16 protein-coding genes are annotated in these 20,224 nt (G+C 34.5%); 6 read left to right on the top strand and 10 right to left on the bottom strand.

Annotated features, from left to right (window positions below; genetic code table 11):
* Nucleotides 1-32: 32 nt before the first annotated feature.
* The 3 genes from CW752_RS09460 to CW752_RS09450 all read right to left on the bottom strand — a co-directional run bounded on the left by CW752_RS09460 (nucleotide 33) and on the right by CW752_RS09450 (nucleotide 2,887).
* Nucleotides 33-614, bottom strand: a complete 582-nt coding sequence (locus CW752_RS09460; RefSeq protein WP_101239475.1) for a Crp/Fnr family transcriptional regulator — start codon at nucleotides 612-614, stop codon at nucleotides 33-35.
* A 78-nt stretch (nucleotides 615-692) separates the two neighbouring features.
* Nucleotides 693-1,814, bottom strand: coding sequence for a 3,4-dihydroxy-2-butanone-4-phosphate synthase (gene ribB, locus CW752_RS09455; protein WP_101239474.1), 1,122 nt, complete (start codon nucleotides 1,812-1,814; stop codon nucleotides 693-695).
* A 68-nt stretch (nucleotides 1,815-1,882) separates the two neighbouring features.
* A complete protein-coding gene (locus tag CW752_RS09450; protein ID WP_101239473.1) occupies nucleotides 1,883-2,887 on the bottom strand; it encodes an LLM class flavin-dependent oxidoreductase in 1,005 nt (334 codons plus the stop codon).
* 619 nt (nucleotides 2,888-3,506) lie between these two features.
* Between CW752_RS09450 and CW752_RS09445 the strand changes: the two genes are divergently transcribed.
* A complete protein-coding gene (locus tag CW752_RS09445) occupies nucleotides 3,507-4,346 on the top strand; it encodes a M12 family metallopeptidase (protein WP_101239472.1) in 840 nt (279 codons plus the stop codon).
* A gap of 48 nt (nucleotides 4,347-4,394) precedes the next feature.
* Here the strand turns inward: CW752_RS09445 and CW752_RS09440 are convergent, their stop codons facing one another.
* Nucleotides 4,395-6,527: a helix-turn-helix domain-containing protein gene (locus CW752_RS09440; protein WP_101239471.1), complete on the bottom strand. Its 2,133-nt coding sequence runs from the start codon at nucleotides 6,525-6,527 to the stop codon at nucleotides 4,395-4,397.
* 82 nt (nucleotides 6,528-6,609) lie between these two features.
* Between CW752_RS09440 and CW752_RS09435 the strand changes: the two genes are divergently transcribed.
* Complete coding sequence (locus CW752_RS09435) at nucleotides 6,610-7,062, top strand: hypothetical protein (protein ID WP_101239470.1); 453 nt, start codon at nucleotides 6,610-6,612, stop codon at nucleotides 7,060-7,062.
* Nucleotides 7,063-7,189: 127 nt separating this feature from the next.
* On the opposite strand, the gene CW752_RS09430 is transcribed toward CW752_RS09435, so the two are convergent.
* Nucleotides 7,190-7,726: a gamma carbonic anhydrase family protein gene (locus CW752_RS09430; protein ID WP_101239469.1), complete on the bottom strand. Its 537-nt coding sequence runs from the start codon at nucleotides 7,724-7,726 to the stop codon at nucleotides 7,190-7,192.
* Between the two features lie 175 nt (nucleotides 7,727-7,901).
* Between CW752_RS09430 and CW752_RS09425 the strand changes: the two genes are divergently transcribed.
* The 3 genes from CW752_RS09425 to hemH are packed head-to-tail and all read left to right on the top strand — an operon-like array spanning nucleotide 7,902 to nucleotide 10,358.
* Nucleotides 7,902-8,780, top strand: coding sequence for a NifU family protein (locus tag CW752_RS09425; protein WP_101239468.1), 879 nt, complete (start codon nucleotides 7,902-7,904; stop codon nucleotides 8,778-8,780).
* Nucleotides 8,781-8,789: 9 nt separating this feature from the next.
* Nucleotides 8,790-9,314 carry an NADPH-dependent FMN reductase gene (locus CW752_RS09420; protein ID WP_101239467.1) on the top strand — a complete coding sequence of 175 codons (525 nt, stop codon included), beginning with the start codon at nucleotides 8,790-8,792 and terminating at the stop codon, nucleotides 9,312-9,314.
* Between the two features lie 15 nt (nucleotides 9,315-9,329).
* Nucleotides 9,330-10,358, top strand: coding sequence for a ferrochelatase (gene hemH / locus CW752_RS09415; RefSeq protein ID WP_101239466.1), 1,029 nt, complete (start codon nucleotides 9,330-9,332; stop codon nucleotides 10,356-10,358).
* A gap of 78 nt (nucleotides 10,359-10,436) precedes the next feature.
* Here hemH and CW752_RS09410 read toward each other — a convergent pair whose 3' ends face one another.
* Both CW752_RS09410 and CW752_RS09405 read right to left on the bottom strand, forming a co-directional pair.
* Nucleotides 10,437-12,395, bottom strand: a complete 1,959-nt coding sequence (locus CW752_RS09410; RefSeq protein WP_101239465.1) for a M4 family metallopeptidase — start codon at nucleotides 12,393-12,395, stop codon at nucleotides 10,437-10,439.
* 392 nt (nucleotides 12,396-12,787) lie between these two features.
* Complete coding sequence (locus CW752_RS09405; RefSeq protein ID WP_101239464.1) at nucleotides 12,788-14,011, bottom strand: DUF5103 domain-containing protein; 1,224 nt, start codon at nucleotides 14,009-14,011, stop codon at nucleotides 12,788-12,790.
* A 71-nt stretch (nucleotides 14,012-14,082) separates the two neighbouring features.
* Between CW752_RS09405 and CW752_RS09400 the strand changes: the two genes are divergently transcribed.
* Nucleotides 14,083-14,721: an MBL fold metallo-hydrolase gene (locus CW752_RS09400; protein WP_101239463.1), complete on the top strand. Its 639-nt coding sequence runs from the start codon at nucleotides 14,083-14,085 to the stop codon at nucleotides 14,719-14,721.
* 264 nt (nucleotides 14,722-14,985) lie between these two features.
* Here the strand turns inward: CW752_RS09400 and CW752_RS09395 are convergent, their stop codons facing one another.
* The 3 genes from CW752_RS09395 to CW752_RS09385 are packed head-to-tail and all read right to left on the bottom strand — an operon-like array spanning nucleotide 14,986 to nucleotide 20,149.
* Nucleotides 14,986-17,412: a TonB-dependent receptor gene (locus tag CW752_RS09395; protein WP_101239462.1), complete on the bottom strand. Its 2,427-nt coding sequence runs from the start codon at nucleotides 17,410-17,412 to the stop codon at nucleotides 14,986-14,988.
* A gap of 23 nt (nucleotides 17,413-17,435) precedes the next feature.
* On the bottom strand, nucleotides 17,436-18,917 hold the full coding sequence (locus CW752_RS09390; protein ID WP_101239461.1) for a trehalase family glycosidase: 1,482 nt from the start codon (nucleotides 18,915-18,917) through the stop codon (nucleotides 17,436-17,438).
* A gap of 2 nt (nucleotides 18,918-18,919) precedes the next feature.
* The gene (locus CW752_RS09385; protein ID WP_101239460.1) at nucleotides 18,920-20,149 is read right to left on the bottom strand and encodes an MFS transporter; all 1,230 of its coding nucleotides are present in this window, start codon (nucleotides 20,147-20,149) and stop codon (nucleotides 18,920-18,922) included.
* Between the last annotated feature and the right edge of the window lie 75 nt (nucleotides 20,150-20,224).

Genomic DNA, 20,224 nt, shown 5'->3' with positions numbered 1-20,224 from the left:
TAAACTCTTTTGTGACTTTTGTAATTATTACCTCACTTATTCTCCGTAATCTTTCTACGAATACGGCTTATAAATTCCGGAGTAACTCCAAGATAAGCTGCAATCTGAATGTTTGTAAGACGAGAAGCAATTTCTGGATATTCTTTCAGAAATTCAACGTAACGTTCATCTGAAGGTTTACTCAGGTTGTTGATAATTCTTCGTTGTAAAGCGATAATTGACATTTGAAATTTGAGCCTCATCAATCTTTCAACCTCAGGTATTTCTGTATAAAATTTTTCTTTATCTTCTTTTGAAATAAGAAGGATTTCACTGTCTTCAAGAGCCTGAATATTAAGTTTAGAAGGAATACGATTGATAAAACTATCTATATCTGAAATCCACCAATTTTCAATTCCAAAATATAATATCTGTTCGGCAGCGTTTTGATCGGTATGGGAAACTTTAAAACAGCCATTAACTACAAATCCTTCGAACTCACAAATATTACCTTCTTGTAAAAGAAAGTCTTTTTTCTTTATTTTCCGAAGTTTAAAAGCATCACAATATTTATTCAGTTTTTCATCTGAAATGTTTATGTATTCTCTGATGTGTTTTTTTAAGGACTCAGTCATGGCTTAAAAATAAAAAAAGGTTTAGAAAAATCCTAAACCTTTTTGTATTATTCATCGTGAATTGCTTCACATTGGATATTATAATTGTACCATTTCTGTAACCTCCACATCATATCCTCCAACCTGAGGTTTGATATTAGGATTTTGAGTAATTACTTTAAATTTATTGATCCCCAAATTTTTCAAAATCTGCGTTCCAATACCATAATCTCTATAATTATACGCTAAAGTAGGATGTTGCTCCTGACCATCTTGGTAATTTAAGAACTGTTGCAACTTTCTCAATGTATTTTCAGAGTTTGAAACATTATTGATGAAGATAATAGCTCCTTTTCCGGCTTCATTTACCATATTGGTTACTTTCTCCAATAAAGGTTTTTCACCATTATTCAGTCTTGTCAATACATCGAAATAAGAATCTGAAGACTGTACTCTTACCAAAACCGGTTCATCTACCGTCCATGCTCCTTTTGTTAATGCAAAGTGAATCTGATCATTGGAAGTTTCTCTGAAAGCATAAAAATCAAACTCACCATAATGAGTCTTTACTTTTTTCTCTTCAAGTCTTTCCACTAAGTTACCTTTCTTAAGCTGATAGTGAATTAAATCTTCAATAGAAACGATTTTCATATCATGCTTTTGGGCAAAAGCGTGAAGCTCAGGCAAACGAGACATTGTACCATCTTCATTCATAATTTCACAGATTACTCCTCCTTCTTTTAAACCTGCTAAATGAGTAAGATCGATAGCAGCTTCTGTATGACCAGCTCTTTTTAACACTCCTCCTTTTCTGGCACGAAGTGGGAAAATATGCCCTGGTCTCATGAAATCTGTCGGTTTAGATTTCTCATCCATCAAAGCCAAAATTGTTTTCGCTCTGTCTCCGGCAGAAATACCTGTAGAAGTTCCATTTCCTAAAAGGTCAACAGATACTGTAAACGCTGTTTCTTTAGGATCACTGCTTCGGCTTACCATAACCTCAAGTCCCAGCTCATCACATCTTTTTTCAGGAAGTGGCATACAAATTAATCCTCTTCCGTGAAGCGCCATAAAATTGATAATTTCCGGTGTCGTCAGTTCTGCCGCGCAAAGAAAATCTCCTTCATTCTCTCTGTCTTCATCATCTACTACTATGATTATTTTACCATTTTTAAGGTCTTCAATAGCCTCTGGAATAGTATTTAATTTAATATCAGACATTTTTACTTTTTATTTTGTGCAAAGATACTCATAAAAATAAGCATCTGCCAATTAATATGAATCGTTTATTAGGCTTTGGATAAAGAGTTCACAGCCGCTCTGAAAATTTCATAAGACCTTACTCTTTTTTGATGATCATAAATATGGGAATTAATCATTAGTTCATCCACACTAAACCTTTCCTGAAAGTCTTTAAGTTTTTCCTGAATTTCAGCTTGATCACCAATAAAAGTATATCTCAATTTTTGTAAAACCATAGATTTTTCCATTGGCGACCAGATTTCGTCCATATCATCTACCGGCGGGGCAAAAGGCTTCCTGTCATTTCTTACAATATTGATAAATGCCTGAAACAAAGTAGTAGAAATCTTATGAGCTTCTTCAGATGTTTCCGCAGCAATTCCGTTTACGCAGGCAATAATATAAGGTTGGGTGAAATATTTTGATGGCTCGAAGTGCTCTCTGTATATTTTAAAAGCCATTTCCATTTGTTCAGGAGCAAAGTGTCCTGCAAAAGCATATGGTAAACCAAGTTCAGCCGCTAACCAGGCACTGTCTGTACTAGAACCTAAGATATAAAGAGGAATGTCTAGTCCTTCTCCCGGGATAGCACGCACCATTGCATCTGCATTTTCTTTGGAAAAATATCGTTGAAGCTCCAAAATTTGTCTTGGAAACTGCTCATTGATAATGGCTGGATTTCTTCCGAGTGCCTGAGCTGTCAAACCATCAGTTCCCGGAGCCCTTCCCAGACCAAGGTCAATTCTTCCGGGAAAAAGAGACTCTAGTGTCCCAAATTGTTCTGCAATGATCAAAGAACTATGATTAGGAAGCATTATTCCTCCGGAACCTACTCTGATCTTTTTTGTTCCGTTAGCAATAAAACCGATTAAAACTGAAGTAGCAGAACTTGCAATACTTTCCATGTTATGATGTTCGGCCAGCCAAAATCTTTTATAATTTAAATTTTCAGTGTGATTCGCTAAAGATAAGCTGTCCTGAAAAGTATCATGAATACTTTTATCTTGCTTTACCGGAGCAAGGTCCAAAACAGAAATTTCAAAATTTTTCATATTGAGATATTCATTTTTTTAAAAGAAGATATAAAATCTCCTTTATCAATTTCATAATTCTAAATTGGGATTTAAAAATCAAACAAATTTAAAACATCTTAATTGCTTTAGTTACTTTTTGTAATTGATAGGATTGATAGATGAATTCAGGAAAAAACTATTGAAAAAAAAGAACTATTATCCATTTTTGTATTATGCTTTTATTTTTTTGGATAAAATTGCACCGGAAAAACTCATATCAGTTCATAGGAATTCCTTTAATTTCATCGGCATCATGATTCTCAATTTAAGATTACGTATTTTTTTAAATAGAATTCTGTTTCAATAAAATTTTATTTAAAAAAATCTACATCTCAATAACTATTTATTATCAAACAAAATGATCTCAATAATAGTTTTCATTAATATTAAATTATCAATAAAAACCACTATTAGCCAACATATTAAAACAGAATAAGCTATAAAATAAAGTAAAAAATATTGATCGTTTAAAAAAAATAAATTTTTAACATTTATAATTCATATAATATAGAAATAAATATTACATTCGTTAAAGACAACAAAGTAAAATAGTCGAATTTTGATGTCAATAAAAAAACACAGTTGAAAAAAAAATATTATGAAAAAAAAATCGAATGGATTACTATATCCGAAAGCCTTCGCCCTTTTAGCAGTTCTTGCTTTATCGTCTTGTGATAAAAACAATGAAGAAATGACTACAGAAGCAACTTCAAAACCTACTATTAATGAAAACGTTAAAAAAGGACGTTTAAACGGTCAAGACATTACCTACATCAGAAAAGATGGATTGAACTTTTTCCAGGGTGATATTGTTCTTACTGATGAACAACTTGCAGGGAACGACACAAAACAACAAAAAGGAGGTGCTAGTTATTCAAGATGGCCACAAGGAATTGTTTATTATACAATTGCCAGCAATATGGGTTCTATCAATAAAGATAAAATTACCGCAGCTATTAAAGAATATAGTGACAAAACCAATGTTAAATGGGTTCCTAAAACTTCTTGGTTACAATGGAATTATGTAGACTTTATTTTTGGAAGTTCAACAGGTGCAGACGGATGGGCTAATATAGGATATCGAGGTGGCAGACAAGTTGTTTCTCTGGACCAGTATATTTCTATTCCTTCAGTAATGCATGAAATGGGACACAGTATAGGTCTTTATCATGAGCACACCCGCCAAGACAGAGATCAGTATGTCAATATTTTATGGGATAATATTCAAAGTGGCCAGGAGGGGAATTTTTCTAAATATAGTTCCGGGGAAGATATTGGAGCTTTTGATATCAATTCATTGATGATGTATTGGTCTACTTCATATTCTAAAAACGGATTAGCTACGATTCAGAAGGCTGATGGAAGTGATTTTACTTACAACAGAACCGGATTTACCAATACAGATATTGCAACCATTAATAAGATGTATCCAAAATAAAATACTGCAACTTCACAACACTTAATATAATCAAAAAAGGAGAAGATTTTAATGATCTTCTCCCTTTTGTTTTTTAAAGTTGAAATGATTAATCAGAATTCTGATTTCATTAAATTCAAAATTAGTTGGTAAAGCATTTTTCCATTCGGTTAACGTTTCATGTGGATTTTTATAAAACTCCGTTTCAAAAGCCTTGATTTTATCAGAAGTAATCACTCTTGAAATATCCAATAAACCTTGCTCTGCAAACTTAGCAAGATGTCCGATAACGGTTTCTTTTACCAAACCTCTTTCCAACGCAATTTCCCCGATGGTCTTTCCTTGTTCAAACAATTGGAATGTCAAAACCTGAGAGGGTACTTTAGCAATTTTCAAACTGATCTCTTTATCATTCTTTTCATCGAGAAGTTTCGTTTCAAGAAGATAAATATCTTTCAAACTATTTAAATATTCTTCAATATCTTCCAGCCAGTTTTTTAATTCTTCGTTGTATTGTTTTAATCCTTTTGCTCCTTTTATTTCAGCATAAAAATCTTTCAAAGGATCAAAAATTTTATTTCGGGTTTCTGTAAAGAAGAAATTAACCGCTCCTTTTGTTTTACTCTCAATTTCAGACCATTCTTCTTTTTGATCAATAAAATTATTAACCTTTTGAAAAATTATTCTTTCTAATTTTTCAAAGATCTTTCCGAGATTAGTACTTTCATGTTTCAGCTGCAAATAGAGCTGATTGGCTTTAACATGGTCAATATTTTTCGTTGCTACCGAAAGTTTATTCCAATTCTCAACTTCTTGTAAAAACCATAAACAATCAAGTGTGCGAAGTACTTTTCGGATACTGTAATCATATTTTTCATGATTCAGAATAGCTTCTACATGATCATTGGCTACCGTATCTGTATGGAAATCTAAAATTCTATTATCTTTAAAAATAACTTCAGGAGTAATTTTAGACTTTAAAACAATTCCTTCCAATGTTCTGCAACGGGATAAGGCAACATATACCTGACCTGCCGTAAAACTTTTCCCTGCATCAATAATTACTTTATCAAATGTCAATCCCTGACTTTTATGGATAGTAACTGCCCAGGCCAGTTTTATAGGAAATTGCTCAAAGCTTCCTAATACTTCTTCTTTGATATTTTTCTCAGCATCCAAAAAGTATTTTTTCTGCTCCCATGTTTCTCTTTTTACGATAATTTCCCGTTCGCTTTCATCAAGAACAACACGAATTTCATCTTCATCCAGCCCAATGATTTCACCAAGCTTTCCATTAAAATATTTCTTTTCCCCGGAAATATCATTTCTGATAAACATAATTTGTGCACCAATTTTTAATTCTAAAAATTGTTCATTAGGAAACTGATTCTCTTTAAAATCACCTACCAATTTTGCTTCGTATGTTTTGGGATCAACTTTAATTTCTGCCAACTTTTCCTGGTTGATCTCATCTGCCATTTTGTTGTGAGAGCACAAGTAAACATAGGATTCTTTTCCCATATCAAATTCGGGATCATACCTTGCGTTCAAATGTTCAAAGTTGATATTGGCCACATCTCCGTCACGGATGGCATTAAGAATCTCCAGAAAGTCTTGATCGGATTGCCTGTAAACTTTAGTCAATTCAATGGTGACCAACGGTATTTCTTTAATGGCGTGGCTATCGAAAAAGAAAGGTGAGTTGTAATACATTTTTAAAATATGCTCATCCCTCACCACCGGTGGAAGCTGATACAGGTCTCCGATAAATAGCATTTGTACCCCTCCAAACCTTTGATTATTTCTTCTTATGAAGCGTAAAGAAAAATCCATCATATCCAAAACATCGGCTCTCAGCATCGAAACCTCATCAATAATGATAATTTCCACTTCCCTTAAAAGCTTGAGTTTATCTTTTCGGTATTTGAAATGGGGCATCAGATCAGCAATATTATTAGCCAAACTGGTATCTATCCTTTCTGTAGTGGGAAGAAAGGTTCTCAACGGTAATCCAAACATGGAGTGAATTGTAACTCCCCCTGCATTAATTGCTGCAATTCCGGTAGGAGCTATGACAATATGCTTCTTTTTTGTCCGTCTTACAAAATCGTTTAGAAAAGTCGTTTTTCCCGTCCCGGCTTTTCCGGTCAGAAAGACGCTTCTATTGGTATATTCTATTAAGTCAAAAAAATGATTGTTCATCGTTGTCAAAAATACGGAAATGAATTCGAATTTCTTACCTTGGCACAAGTTTTGAAAAATCTTAAAAAGAAAAAAGTTTACCGTGAAAAAATTTTTCGTGTCTATCCCTGTGATAGTATTGTGTACTACATTAGGTCTGGTTTCCTGTAATTCAACAAAGAATGCTAATAACAATCTTCCAATAGATATTGCAGATCGTCCTATTGATGAAGATAGTCAAAAATATGATCAAGCTCAAATCGATAAGTTAAAAGCCTCTATTGAATCTGAAGTTTCAGGAGAAAAATGTAATAATGCCAGTGAATGGACATTTGCACCAATGGGGATAAAATCTTGTGGCGGACCTCAGTTATACATTGCCTATCCTAAAAAAATAGAAGCAACCATTTTGCCAAGAATCAATGAATACACGGATAAAGTAAGAGTTTTTAATGAAAAATATAATATTATGTCTGATTGTGTAATGGTCATGCCACCAACATCCCTTAAATGTGTCAACGGGAAGGTAAGGCTCATTACTCCGGATAATAATTAAAGATACAGCAAAGGTTCTATATCAAATCAAATACAAAAGACTTGATATCATAAAGCTCCATCGTAAGACGGAGCTTTTATATTGAAATACCTATGTAATGTATATATTTACAAAGAGAGCATGAAGCCTACAATTTGTGGTCTTTAACATTTTCTTTATACCATGATGAATATTTTACATAGTTATCTGCTATTCTATTCACCTCCCCTTCTAATAATTGGGCATTGATATCTTTTATTTTTCTTGCAGGTACACCGCCCCAAACTTCTCCGGATTTAATATGTGTGCCCTGAGTAACAACAGAACCTGCTCCTACAATAGAATTTTCTTCTACCAGGCAATCGTCCATCACAATAGCGCCCATTCCAATCAATACATTATCGTGAATCGTACACCCATGAACAATAGCATTATGTCCGATAGACACATTGTTCCCAATATTCAAAGGATGTTTTTGGTAAGTACAATGTAACATTGCATTATCCTGAACATTTACTTTATTTCCCATTTTAATATAATGAACATCACCTCTGATTACTGCATTATACCAAACACTACAATCTTTTCCCATTGTAACATCACCAATAATAGTGGCAGTCTCAGCCAAAAAAGTATTCTCTCCGATCTGTGGTATTTTTCCTAAAAGTTCTTTTACAAGTGCCATAGTCTTAATTTGAAAATTTTATAATAAGATAATTTTGAAAATGAATGATTGGAAATTATGATTCACTAATATCCAGTATCTAACTTCTAAATTATAGTGATAGCAAAAATCTAACTCCCAATTTTCAGCTTCTAAGTTCTAATGCGTATTTTTGTATCTCAAATTTAACGAAAAAATGCGTACCGTACTTATAGAACCAACCGAAAACCCGAAAGTGATGAAATTTGTTGCAGATTACAACCTCATCCCGGGTTCTTTAGAGCTGGACAGAAATTCAGATATTTCAGAAATTCCTCTAGCACAGGAACTTTTCAATTATCCGTTTGTGGAAAGAATTTTCATTACTGCTAATTTTGTAGCGGTAGCCAAACAGGATACTATTGAATGGGAACATGTAGCAGAGAGCCTGAAAAATGTTATTGAAGATGAGTTATTGGCTAATCCCAGAATTTATCTTCAGAAGAAAAAAGAAATGTATCAGATTTATGCGGAAATGACTCCCAATCCTAACGTAATGAAATTTGTTTCCAACAAATTATTAATGGATGGTTTCGTAGAAGTAAAATCTAAAGAAGCAGCCCAGGAAGTTCCTTTAGCAGAAGCTATTTTTAAAGAGTTTGATTTTGCTACGGAAGTTTTCATTTCTGATAATTTCGTAGCCGTTACCAGAGACAATTCTGTGGAATGGCACCAGGTAATGATGACCGTTCGTGCGCTTATCGCCGAATACCTTCAAAATGGAGGTGAAATATCAAAAATTGAACCTCAAAAACATGAAAATCCTGTTGAAAAAATCATCAATAGAGATTATACTGAAGATGAGCAAAAAATTTCTGACATTTTAAATGAATATGTTGCGCCTGCAGTAGAAAACGACGGAGGGAAGATTTCTTTAATGGAATATGACCAGGCCAACAAGACTGCTAAAATGCTCTTGCAGGGTGCCTGCTCAGGATGCCCAAGTTCTACAGCTACTTTAAAAAACGGAATTGAGAACATTTTAAAACAATTTGTTCCTGATTTGGTAGAAAAAGTAGAGGCCGTAAACGGATAGTAGAATCTTATGACTGCTCCCAAAATTTTGGTTATCATTGGAAGTGCTACAAAGAATTCCAGCAATCAAAAGCTAATGGAACAGGTGTTGGAAAAAAAAACCAACATTCATTTCCAGATGTACGATGATCTTTCTACTCTTCCTCATTTTGACACTTCATTAACTGATGTGGATACACCTGAAGAAATAATGAAGATCAGAGAAGACATTGCCCATTCGGACGGAGTCATATTCTCTACACCGGAATATATCTTCAGCATTCCAAGCAGATTAAAGAATTTACTGGAATGGTGTGTTTCTACAAATGTTTTTACAGATAAACCTGTTGCATTCATTACAGGTTCTGCCAGTGGAGAGAAGGGACATAAAGAGTTGGCATTGCTTTTAACAACACTTGGAGCAGTAATAAATGATAAACATCAGCTTTTAATAAAAGGGATAAAGGGTAAAGTGGAGCCTGATGGCTCAATTGAAAACAATACCTTTGCTAAAGTATTAGAATTGGTAACAGATTTTGAAAAGTCTGTTTCATAATTAAAAATAAACATATTGGATAAAAAAGGAATTTTACTAGTGAATCTTGGGTCACCAAGGTCTACGGCTGTAAATGATGTAAAAGAATATCTTGACGAATTTTTGATGGACGAAAGGGTAATTGATTATCGTTGGATTTTTCGTGCACTTCTCGTTCAGGGAATCATTTTAAAAACAAGACCCGCCAAATCTGCTGAAGCTTATAAAACAGTATGGACGGACGAAGGTTCACCGTTAATTGTCATTACGGAAAAAATTCAGAAAAAACTTCAAAAACTGGTTGACGTTCCGGTAGAAATCGGAATGAGATATGCAGAACCAAGTATTGAAACCGGTATCCAAAAATTAGTAGATCAGGGTATTTCAGAGATCGTTCTTTTTCCTTTATATCCTCAATATGCAATGAGTACGACGGAAACAGTCATCGAAAAGGCAGAAGAGGTAAGAAAAAAGAAATTTCCAAAAGTAAAAATCAACTATATACAGCCCTTCTACAATAGAGATATTTATATCAATTGTCTGGCAGAAAGTATCAGGGAAAAACTTCCTGAACATTTTGATGCTCTTCAATTTTCGTATCATGGTGTTCCGGAAAGGCATATTTACAAAACGGATCCAACCAAGACCTGTAACCTTAACGATTGCTGTTCCAGAGATGAGAACCCAAGTCACCAGTTCTGTTATCGTCACCAATGTTATAAAACAACACAACTTGTCATTGAAAAGCTGAATTTGCCTAAAGAAAAAACTATAGTTTCTTTTCAGTCAAGATTAGGAAAAGACAAATGGATTGAACCTTATACGGATGAAACATTAGAAACAATATCTAAAAAAGGTGTTAAAAACTTAGCTATTGTTTGTCCTGCTTTTGTTTCAGACTGCCTTGAAACTTTAGAAGAGATTTCTGTAGAAGGTAAAGAACAGTTTATGCATGGTGGTGGTGAAAGTTTCCACTATATTCCTTGCTTAAATGATGAAGACCGTTGGATAGAAGTGGTTAAAATACTTTGTGAAGAGAAATTGAATGATTTCTACTTAGTATAATCATTATTAATACATAAAATGCCACAAGAAAATCTTGTGGCATTTTTCATGAATATATTTATAATGTAGTGATTGTGTCTATTTTTTAATCAGGTTTCCGGCTTTTTGACCATTAACCGTCACCACATACACTCCCGGAAGCATATTAGTCGGAAGTTGAATATCTACTTTATTAGTTCCGTCTGTGATAGTAATCCTTTCTGAAACTTCACGTTTTCCTGTTAAGCTTACCAATTCAACCACTCCTTTTCCTGATTTTCCTTCAAATGAAATGGTAAATTTGTCTGTTGCCGGATTTGGACTTATTGTATAAAGTGGAGTATCTGCTGCTAATGCTGTTTTTCCTGCAGCTGATGTTCCTCCCCCAACACCTACAGCATTCCATGCATTGATAACCTGAGTAACTTCGTTACTACCGGATCCATATAAATCCGTTGCTGCCTGAATAGAATATGTTCTTGCGCTAGCATAGGTAGATGAAGAAGTCAGATAGGTTGTCAATGTTCTATAAGCAACCGCACCTGCCTTATCTAATCCGATTCCGGATACGTTATAAGCAAAACCATTATCATTCGTTCCTGAACCTCCGGTTACCAATAAGTAGTACCAAAAGTTAAGAACTCCCGAGTTGGTATGTACTCCGCAATAATCATTAGCCTGGCTCGGAGAAGCACAACCTGTTGTAGTGGTAGCTTTCCAATATTTTCCCAAATAAGTATCCGGTTGGCTATAAGCATTAGGATTTGACATATCTCTGATGACATAATTAAAATCTTCTCCTAATGTCCAGCTTGCCTGGGTAGGTCTAGCCCAACGTTCGATCGTATTTCCAAAAATATCAGAGAATCCTTCATTTAATGCTCCTGATTCTCTTTGATAAGCCAGATTTGCTGTTTTCGATGTCATTCCATGGGTAATTTCGTGTCCACAAACATCAATAGCAGTTAAAGGCTTACCACCGTTTGTTGTAGAACTTCCATCCCCATAAGTCATTCTGGAACCATCCCAAAAAGCATTAAAATAATTTGTTGAATAATGTACGTAAGATTTAATAGCAAAATTATTGTTATCAATACTTTTTCTTCCAAATTTTGTATAATAATAATCTACTGTCATTTCTGCTCCCCAATGGGCATCAGTAGCGTATTGATCTTTATTGGTATTCACATTATTCCATACGTTATCCGTATCAGTGAAATCTACAGCAGCTGAATAATTAGTTCCTTTTTGCAGGTTATACGTTTCTACAGCTGTTCCTGCATTTCTTCCTGTTTCTCTCAATCTATAGCTTCCGTTATACGAATCCGCTACAATATTTCGATTTCCGCTATATCCTGTTACCGCAGTACCCGGAGCATTTACTTCATGAATAATAGCATCTACTCCTAAGACTGTCCCATTTTTAGCATCTACAAATACATATTGTCTGCTTAATGGTTTTTCAGCATAAATATCAAATTTATAAGCTAGTTTTAAATCATTTATTTTTTCATCGGCAGGATCAGAATAATATACTAATTCCCCTTTCGGCTTAAAGCTCGCATTAGCATCATTAGATTCTTTTTTAATAAAGTCTTCTTCTTCTCTATTCTGCCATTTGTATGATTCTGCTTCTACAAATGATAAAGCACTTTGCAATGCTATATCTTCAGAAAGGTTGGCTTTTTTCTCCATCCCTTTATTAGGCAATTTTAAAACCCATTTTCCTGATTCTCCTACAATTTTTCCGTTCTTAGTCTGAACGGCCATCATTCCATATTCTACAGGAATACCATCTACTAATTGCTGGAAACGGTGTGTTTCAAAACCCAGCTTATCTTTTTCTTGTCCCAGTTTACGAGATTGTCCGGGAGCAAGTCTCTGAGAATTTTCATCAAACAAAACCGGGCTTCCTTCAAAAGCAGGTTTGTCTTTATCAAATCTCATAAATTCAGCGTGTAATCCGTTTTTACCGGGAACTAGTTTTGATGGTGTGTTTTGTCCAAAAACAAAAGAGCAGGCTGCAACGCTTGCTACTAAAATAAATTTGGTGTTCATAATAATATTTGTTTTGTTGTGGAAACGAATTTATAAACTTTTCACAATAAACAATCAAAATACATGAATAAAATTCAATAGATAATATAAATCAATTAACAAAACACAATTATAATTTTAAAAGAAAGAAAATTATTTAAATATAATTTTATCATTAAAAATCATTTTAATTAATATTTTTAATCTTAATCAATATTTTGTGATTTATTTTTTTAATTATGTTAAGCATATTATATTTATCCCTAAAAATCACATCAATATTCACCGAACATAGTATTCATCGATATTTATAAAAAAATGTGACTATCTCAAAAGAAATAGCCACATTCTAGCAATTATATACTTTAAAGTAATTTTATAACTTAAATATAATTTTTAATGTAATAAATTCCCTATCGTTTATTTCCTATAGGAGTTCTAAATTCTCCATATCCCATCAACCCATCATAATTTCTTCCAAAAGGAGCATAATATAAGAATGCCTGATATAGATTTTCTGCCTGCCAGAAATTTCCATTTATTTCACCAAAGTTCAAAGGTCCATTTCCTTCTTTGGTGGCCAGGATATAGTTATAAAAACCTTGTTTTAAGAATATTTTTGCAATATATCGTTTACTGGCTGCATCGTACTGCATTTGATTTTCTTTGTTGGGCATAAAACCATTGAATCCTCCCAAAATATAAATTTCTTTATTATCTACAGGATCTGAGTCCAGATAAAAATATACCCATGAGTAGTCCGCTTCTCTTTCGGCATCTCTTTCTCTTCCCAAGTCGTTTCTTCTATAATACCACGCTCCATTTACATCAGGCTGGTATTGATAATTTAGAGGAAATGCCCATACAGGATGCAAATACGTCTGATTCACTCCATCCTTCACTTCTACTCCGCTCACCATATCTGCGGCGATATTCATATTTTTATTGTCAAAATAATAAAATTCGTTATTTCCGGGAAAAACAAGATTCATTTGTTGGAAAAGTAATTGATTTCCTAAAGTTGTGCTTGGTTTCAAATTAGAAATAACCATATTGGGGTTATTATTCTGCATCACATTCAAACTAATGGAATTGACATTCGTAGACAAATCTCCTGCTTTCGATACAGCCTTTACTTCAACCCTTTGATTCACATCAGGATTTCTTGCATCTGCTGTTCTGGAAACATTAAGCGCTAAAGAAGCCCCATCTTCCACCATATAAAATCTCCTTTTAAAAAGAGGTTTATCTGCAGAATCTTTATAAACAATCAATTCAAAATTTCCCGAAACTTTCGGTTGGATTTTATCATTGGGAAAAGTCAGTTTATAATGAGTATATGCTTGTAATGTGTTGAAAGAATATTGAAACTTATCCAAAAGGCCATTCATACTTCCATTGGCAAATTCCGTATAAAACAAATTATCATCATTCCAATTTCTATCGTAATGTTTAATGGTATAGCGATAAATTTCACTGGCATTGGTAAGATCATCGAAGCTCAAAACCAATTGTTCACCGAATTTAATCACAGGAGTTTCATCGTTTGTCTGTGGGTTAAACAGCTGGATACTCTGGATATTTTGTCCATAAACCAGTCCTCCCAAAGAAAGCAGTAGTATTCGCAAAGTTTTCATTATGACGAAGATAGCGAAAAATCGGCATTTTCTTAATAATATCGTATTTTTGACTCATAAAATATTCAGTTATGCTTCAGATCCAAGGTTTCGTATTCAATTTTGCGAGCGAAAATACATACATCCTTTATAATGAAAACAAAAATGCGTGGTTAATTGACCCAGGAAACATGAACCCACAGGAAACACAGGCTATTGATAGTTTTATCAAAGAAAATGGTTTACACATTCAAAAAATTCTTCTTACCCATGCTCATATAGATCATGTGTTTGGACTCCAATGGGCTTTTGATACCTTTAAAGTGCCTGTTAATATGCATCAGGAAGACCAGGAAGTACTAGATATGCTTCAGGCTAGTGGTGTAAGGTTTGGAATGAAAATCGATCCCGTAAAAGTAGACATTGAATATGTAAAAGAAGGTGATGAATTGGAGCTCGATGGCGAAAAATTCAAAATCTATCATGTTCCGGGACATTCTCCGGGAAGTGTCGTTTACCATAACGAAAATCAAAAATTCATGATCTCAGGGGATGTTCTTTTTGAAGGTAGCATTGGAAGAACAGATTTATATAAAGGGAACTATGAACAACTCGTTGACGGTATCAAAACAAAGCTTTTCATTCTTGATGAAGATACACAGGTATTCTCCGGTCATGGAAATCCTACTTCAATTGGTTTTGAAAAGCACTATAATCCGTTTTTGAAATAAAATGCGAATAAGTACGCATGGTATTTTATTGCCCACAGATTACTCGGATTTCACAGATTTTATAATAGAAAAACCATACTCGCGCAGATTGTGCTGATAACGCAGATTTTTTCTGAACTCTATTTTAAACACAATCATCTGCGAAATTTGCGGGATCTGGGGGAGGTAAAATATATAAGTCTCTGTGAAATTTCAAATTATGAAAATAAAAATAAAAACCGTCAGGAAAATCCTGGCGGTTTCGTTGTTATAAAGAAATAGAGTTTAGAAATCCAAAGTAATAGATGCTCTTGCAGCAGCTCCCATAATTGGTCTTGCCATAATAATTCCATCTCCTGTTGGTGAACCGGCTCTAGGATCGCCTTCCGTAATCCCGATGGTATTAAAGATATTGGTTCCATCAACAGCAAAACGTATTTTCCCTAATTGATAAGACATTCCGGCTCCAAATTCTGTAAAAGAAGGTAATGTCTGCACATTCAATTCATCCTGGAAACGCTTTCCATAATAATTCATACTTACATAAGCTCTCCACGATTTTGTGATATTGACAGCGGGAGAAATATTAAAATAAAATTTCGGCATTCTTCTTACCGTATTACCTTCCAATAAACTTCCGGCCTCAAGATTTTTGTATTTGGGACTTTGAATAGTTCCGTTAAAAGCTACTTCTACTAAATTATTAAACAAACGTGCATATCCTTCTAATTCTACCCCAAAGTTCTCTGTATTGGCAAATATATTTTCAGATCTTCCATCTGAGAAAACATCTGTAAAGGAAAGATTTTTCAGTGAAGAATAGAATGGAATTACCGCTACATCAAATGTTCTGGAGTAATATTTATACCCAACTTCCAATTGATTCGTTGATACAGATTTTAAAGGTTTATCCGGGTTTGGATTGGAGAAATAATTATAATAAGCTTCTTCATTCGGGGATCTGAAGCCATTGGAGAAGCGGGCATAAACTGCATTCTCTCTATTAATCTTGTAATTAGCAGCCAATGTAAAAGAAACCCTATCAATATCGTAGTTCCAGTACGTAAATTTATTTCCGAGCACACTCATGTTATCATCTGCCGTAGTCGTAGCAAAACTGTGTGTACCATCAGTTGTTAAACCAGAATTATTCAAATTGGAGGTAGTTGTATTGGCAAAACTTCCTTTATAATAATCATGGCTATATCGGATTCCGCCATTAAGGCTCAAGGCATCAGTTACATTATAATCTACATTTACATAAAGATCGTTTAAACTTCCTTGAGTTTGTGTATTTCTTTGTAGGAAAGTCATGTCTGTAACCCCATTATATGTTTTAGAATATCCCACATCAGACGGGCTCAAAGTTGGGTCTACTAAATTTAATAATTGAGGTCTGTCTGTGGCCGTCGTTAAAATATTACTCCAGTTCCAGTATTGCTGGGACTTCCAGTTTGATTTATAAAAACCGGCAGTCACATTTCCTTTATCAAATTTATAATTGAATTGTAAATCGTTCACAAAGTTATTCATCTGCTTATCAATCGCCCAAAACCCTAATTTTTGAACATAAGCGGGATCTACTATAGCTCCATTACTTACCAAGGAATATTGATAATTGGTCATTTTCATGTCCTTTGTAGCAAAATCAGCTGCCGTTTTTGGTCCTCCTGCAGGGAAAATCCCCGTATAATTCATATTGATATTGGTATATCGGGTTTTATTTAAAACACTGAAATTTCCACCCAGATCATATTTAAACTCCGCCCCCAATACATCAACTTTCGGATGAATTCCATCTTCTAAATTTCTGCTAAAAAAACCTCCTCCGGCCTGTGGAATATTGAGTTGACTGATCGCTCTATAGCTGTAAGTTCCGTAGTTAGGATCAAAACCATCAAATCCTTTCAATTTATTTCCATTTTGGACTAAAGGAATAGGAAGGAAGAATGTATTTCTGTCATCTAATTTTTTGTAATATACTTTAACATAGCCTTTATCAAAGACATATTTCAGATTCATTCTGATTTGTCCACCATTATTGGCTTTAAAACCTGTTTTTCTGATTCCGTCATCTGCTCTGTAAAAGCCTCCTACATTGAAAAATAATTTATCTTTTACTAATGCTCCTCCAAGATTAAGATCTGTTCGCATCAATCCATACGTACCGGTTTCAAGTTTTGCAGTTCCTTTAAAATCATTAGAGCCTTCCTTAGTAATAAAATTGATAAGCCCCCCGGGAGAATTATTGGCATAAATGGATCCGGAACCTCCCCTTAATGCTTCCAGTCGGCTTACGGAATTATCTACACGGAAAAAATTATCTGCATTGGCAAACTGAAGAGCTCCGTCTTCAAAAACAGGAAGACCATCTTCCTGTACCTGTACAAATTCATAAGCTCCGGCAGAAGGAATTCCTCTTGCGAAAAGGTTATTCCCTACTTCACCTCCGGATGTTTCCACTGCAAACCCGGGAACCCTCTGTAACAATGCAGCAGCACTGATGGGATTTTGCTTTTGAATTTCCTTAGCACTAAACGTTGAAATCGCAGTACTGGACTCTATTTTTTTCTTCGGATTCGAATTTCCTGTAATCACAATCTGATCGATAGACGAAACTTTTGCAGAGTCCTGCGGAGTTTCCTGAGCGTAAGCATTATTGAAATACAATGTAGCTGTAGCGGCGATTAAAAAGATTGATTTATTTTTCATAGCCCTATTTTTTATTGTTAGTTTCAGTTTTGTTGTAATTGTAAATACACTCCATTAGTCCAGCCGAATCCATCCTGATTCGGATATTCTCCTCCACCTGCAATTGTTTCCGTATCTAATGCATTATATTTTTCCATTAGTTTTCCGGTATTTTTATAAACCCTTTCCACATTAGAACACCAGTTTTCTTTGATTGTTTCTGCCAGCTCATTAAAACCATAATTTTTCATGGATTTAAAACCAAGCCATTGATAAGGAGCCCAGGCATTAGGCAAATCCCACTGTTGTCCGGATTTTTTGGTCGTAGTAACAAGACCTCCGCGGTACAGAAATTTTTCAGAAATAATCTTTGCTACAGATTTTGCCTGTTCCTGATCTGCCAGACCTAAAAATAAAGGGTAAAGAGCAGCAATATGTTCAGACGGTGTTTTTGTGTCTTTTTTCGTTTGATAATCTTTGTATGTCCCTGTCTTTTCATCCCAGAAGTATTTATTGATCATCTGTCTTCGCCTTGCTGCTCTTTCAGAAAAATATTGATTCTTTTCACTGAAGTTCTTATCTGCTGAAGATTTTGCTAAAGTATTCTCCAAATGCCACAAAAGGCAATTTAAATCTACTTCTGCAAGATTCAGTGTTTCTATAGTTTGTATATGTTCGCCGTCTGCAAACCATCTGCTGGAAAAATCCCAGCCCGATTCGCAGGCACTTCTTATATTTCTGTAAAATTCTTCTCCTGTAGCAGTTTTATAATCTTCAATATCGATTAAATAACTTTCAGGACGTGGCTCATTTTCCGTATCATAGTAACGGTTTAAGATATCTCCGTCTTTTGTTTTGACCACTCTATTCACACACGAATTTCTTTCCAAATCTTCTTCACCGTTCATCCAGAATGCATATTCTTTTTCCAAGGTGTCCTGGTATTTTACATAGATTCCAGCATCATGAGTTGTTTCAAAAAGAAGGTCCAGCATCAAAGAAAAATAGGGTGGTTGTGAACGGCTCAAAAAATGAGTTCTGCTTGCATTCGGAACAAATCCTATATGTTGAATCAGGTAAGAACAATTTTCTACAATGTTCTCCATCATCTCCACTCTTCCGGAAGCCTGCAGCCCCAGCATGATAAAATAACTGTCCCAATAGAAAAACTCATTGAAGCGCCCTCCCGGAACAATATAAGGTTTAGGTAATTTTAAAAGAGTTCCTTTTGCTTCATAAGCCGTGCGGGTCAAATCATCCCAAAGTTTTTCAATATGTTCTTTAATAGGAAGGTTCTCATCTCTCTGAATGGAAACTCTCGCTCCTAAAAAATCAAAATGATTCATCACAAAATCTTTCAGGCTGAAACCTTCAGTATTCTTCTCTTCTGCATATTTTGTATTGATTTCTGCAATTGAAAATAAAGGAACTGCATCAGTCATCATCTTTTGATCTTCAAATATTTTTGACTTTTGCACCTCATCAAAAAGAGCCTGAATTTCTTTGATATAAAGTTGGTTACTCATTTTTATTTTTTAGGATTAATTTTTAATTTGTTCATAAAGATTGCTGAAGTAATCAACAATGAAAGCGGAATCAATGACAGATAAAAAGCCTGTTGCCCACTGAATTCCTGAAATACAAAGCCTGTAATAATTGAACCTATCGTTCCTCCAATCGCAGAAAAAACGACAATCAGTCCGGACATGGCACTATGTAAATATTTAGGAATGGAAGCCAGAATCACTGAATTAATACTCGGATAGATAGGAGCCAGCAAACCGCCCATCAAAGGAAATAAATACGCCACAAGAGGAGCATTCAACCAACTTGTATTCGTATCGATATGAATATTATGCGTCAATGGCAATACCAAAAGTAAACTTATCGCAAAACCGACTACACAAAATGAAACGACATAAATCCAGCTGAATTTTTTAGAGAAAAAGCCGGATAGAAATCTTCCCAAGGCAAAAGCTCCCGCCAAAACAGCTCCTGCCTGAATACTCATCGAAGTCGGAACCTTTAAAATTTCTTTATAAAAAGTAGGTGTCCATGTCTGGAAACTTTGTTCCACCAGTACAAAAAGAAAAGCACACAATAAAAAACACAATACTTTTTTATAGCTGAATAAGCTTGCACTGTTTTTTAAATCACCCCATAAATCTGTTTTCTCACTTTTCGCTTCTTTTTCGTTCAGTTTGGAAAAGAATAAAAATAAAAATGACAATGTTGAAAGAGCTCCCAGAACCCAATACACATTCAGCCATTCTGTTGATTTTGGATTATGATCATCTATATATAAGCTGAATAAAACGTTCCCAGCCAATACTCCAACCATGAAAAAACCTTCCAGAAATCCCATAAAACTTGAATGTTCTTTGTCTGTTTCCGTCACCAATCCAATAGAGGTAAAAACGGATATTTTGATCAAAGCAAAAGAAACGCCTACAATAGCAAATAATAGTTTAAAGACCCAGAAACCATTGGCAAACGGCATCACAAAACACATACAGCTTACCAAAAATAAGGCAATCAGCATCGAATTTTTGATTCCGATCTTTGGAAGAAATGAAGCCAGAATGAATGAGCAAATTGCAATCGGAAGATCTTTAAATCCTTCCAAAACACTGGCAGATGATTTTGAAATTCCAAAATTCTGTTGCATCTGCAGGATCACTGTTCCCACAGAATTCAAGAGAATTGCGAATACAAAATAATTTAAAAATAAAACTGCCTTTATATTGAAATTTTTCATTCAGATCATTTCTTGTTGGCTAAGATAGAAGCATTTGCCTTAACAGTAATTTAACACAGTAAATCAATATTTGAA

Origin of the sequence: Chryseobacterium sp. PMSZPI (assembly GCF_002835665.1) — a bacterium.
Lineage (GTDB): Bacteria > Bacteroidota > Bacteroidia > Flavobacteriales > Weeksellaceae > Chryseobacterium.
The sequence above is the reverse complement of the archived record's forward strand: the minus strand, read 5'-3'. Positions and strand labels throughout refer to the sequence as shown.

What these genes read in the sequence shown, in the direction of transcription:
- CW752_RS09460 (WP_101239475.1), bottom strand. Translation starts at nt 614, where the DNA reads ATGACTGAGTCCTTAAAAAAACACATCAGAGAATACATAAACATTTCA.
- ribB (WP_101239474.1), bottom strand. Translation starts at nt 1,814, where the DNA reads ATGTCTGATATTAAATTAAATACTATTCCAGAGGCTATTGAAGACCTT.
- CW752_RS09450 (WP_101239473.1), bottom strand. Translation starts at nt 2,887, where the DNA reads ATGAAAAATTTTGAAATTTCTGTTTTGGACCTTGCTCCGGTAAAGCAA.
- CW752_RS09445 (WP_101239472.1), top strand. Translation starts at nt 3,507, where the DNA reads ATGAAAAAAAAATCGAATGGATTACTATATCCGAAAGCCTTCGCCCTT.
- CW752_RS09440 (WP_101239471.1), bottom strand. Translation starts at nt 6,527, where the DNA reads ATGAACAATCATTTTTTTGACTTAATAGAATATACCAATAGAAGCGTC.
- CW752_RS09430 (WP_101239469.1), bottom strand. Translation starts at nt 7,726, where the DNA reads ATGGCACTTGTAAAAGAACTTTTAGGAAAAATACCACAGATCGGAGAG.
- CW752_RS09425 (WP_101239468.1), top strand. Translation starts at nt 7,902, where the DNA reads ATGCGTACCGTACTTATAGAACCAACCGAAAACCCGAAAGTGATGAAA.
- CW752_RS09420 (WP_101239467.1), top strand. Translation starts at nt 8,790, where the DNA reads ATGACTGCTCCCAAAATTTTGGTTATCATTGGAAGTGCTACAAAGAAT.
- CW752_RS09410 (WP_101239465.1), bottom strand. Translation starts at nt 12,395, where the DNA reads ATGAACACCAAATTTATTTTAGTAGCAAGCGTTGCAGCCTGCTCTTTT.
- CW752_RS09405 (WP_101239464.1), bottom strand. Translation starts at nt 14,011, where the DNA reads ATGAAAACTTTGCGAATACTACTGCTTTCTTTGGGAGGACTGGTTTAT.
- CW752_RS09400 (WP_101239463.1), top strand. Translation starts at nt 14,083, where the DNA reads ATGCTTCAGATCCAAGGTTTCGTATTCAATTTTGCGAGCGAAAATACA.
- CW752_RS09395 (WP_101239462.1), bottom strand. Translation starts at nt 17,412, where the DNA reads ATGAAAAATAAATCAATCTTTTTAATCGCCGCTACAGCTACATTGTAT.
- CW752_RS09390 (WP_101239461.1), bottom strand. Translation starts at nt 18,917, where the DNA reads ATGAGTAACCAACTTTATATCAAAGAAATTCAGGCTCTTTTTGATGAG.
- CW752_RS09385 (WP_101239460.1), bottom strand. Translation starts at nt 20,149, where the DNA reads ATGAAAAATTTCAATATAAAGGCAGTTTTATTTTTAAATTATTTTGTA.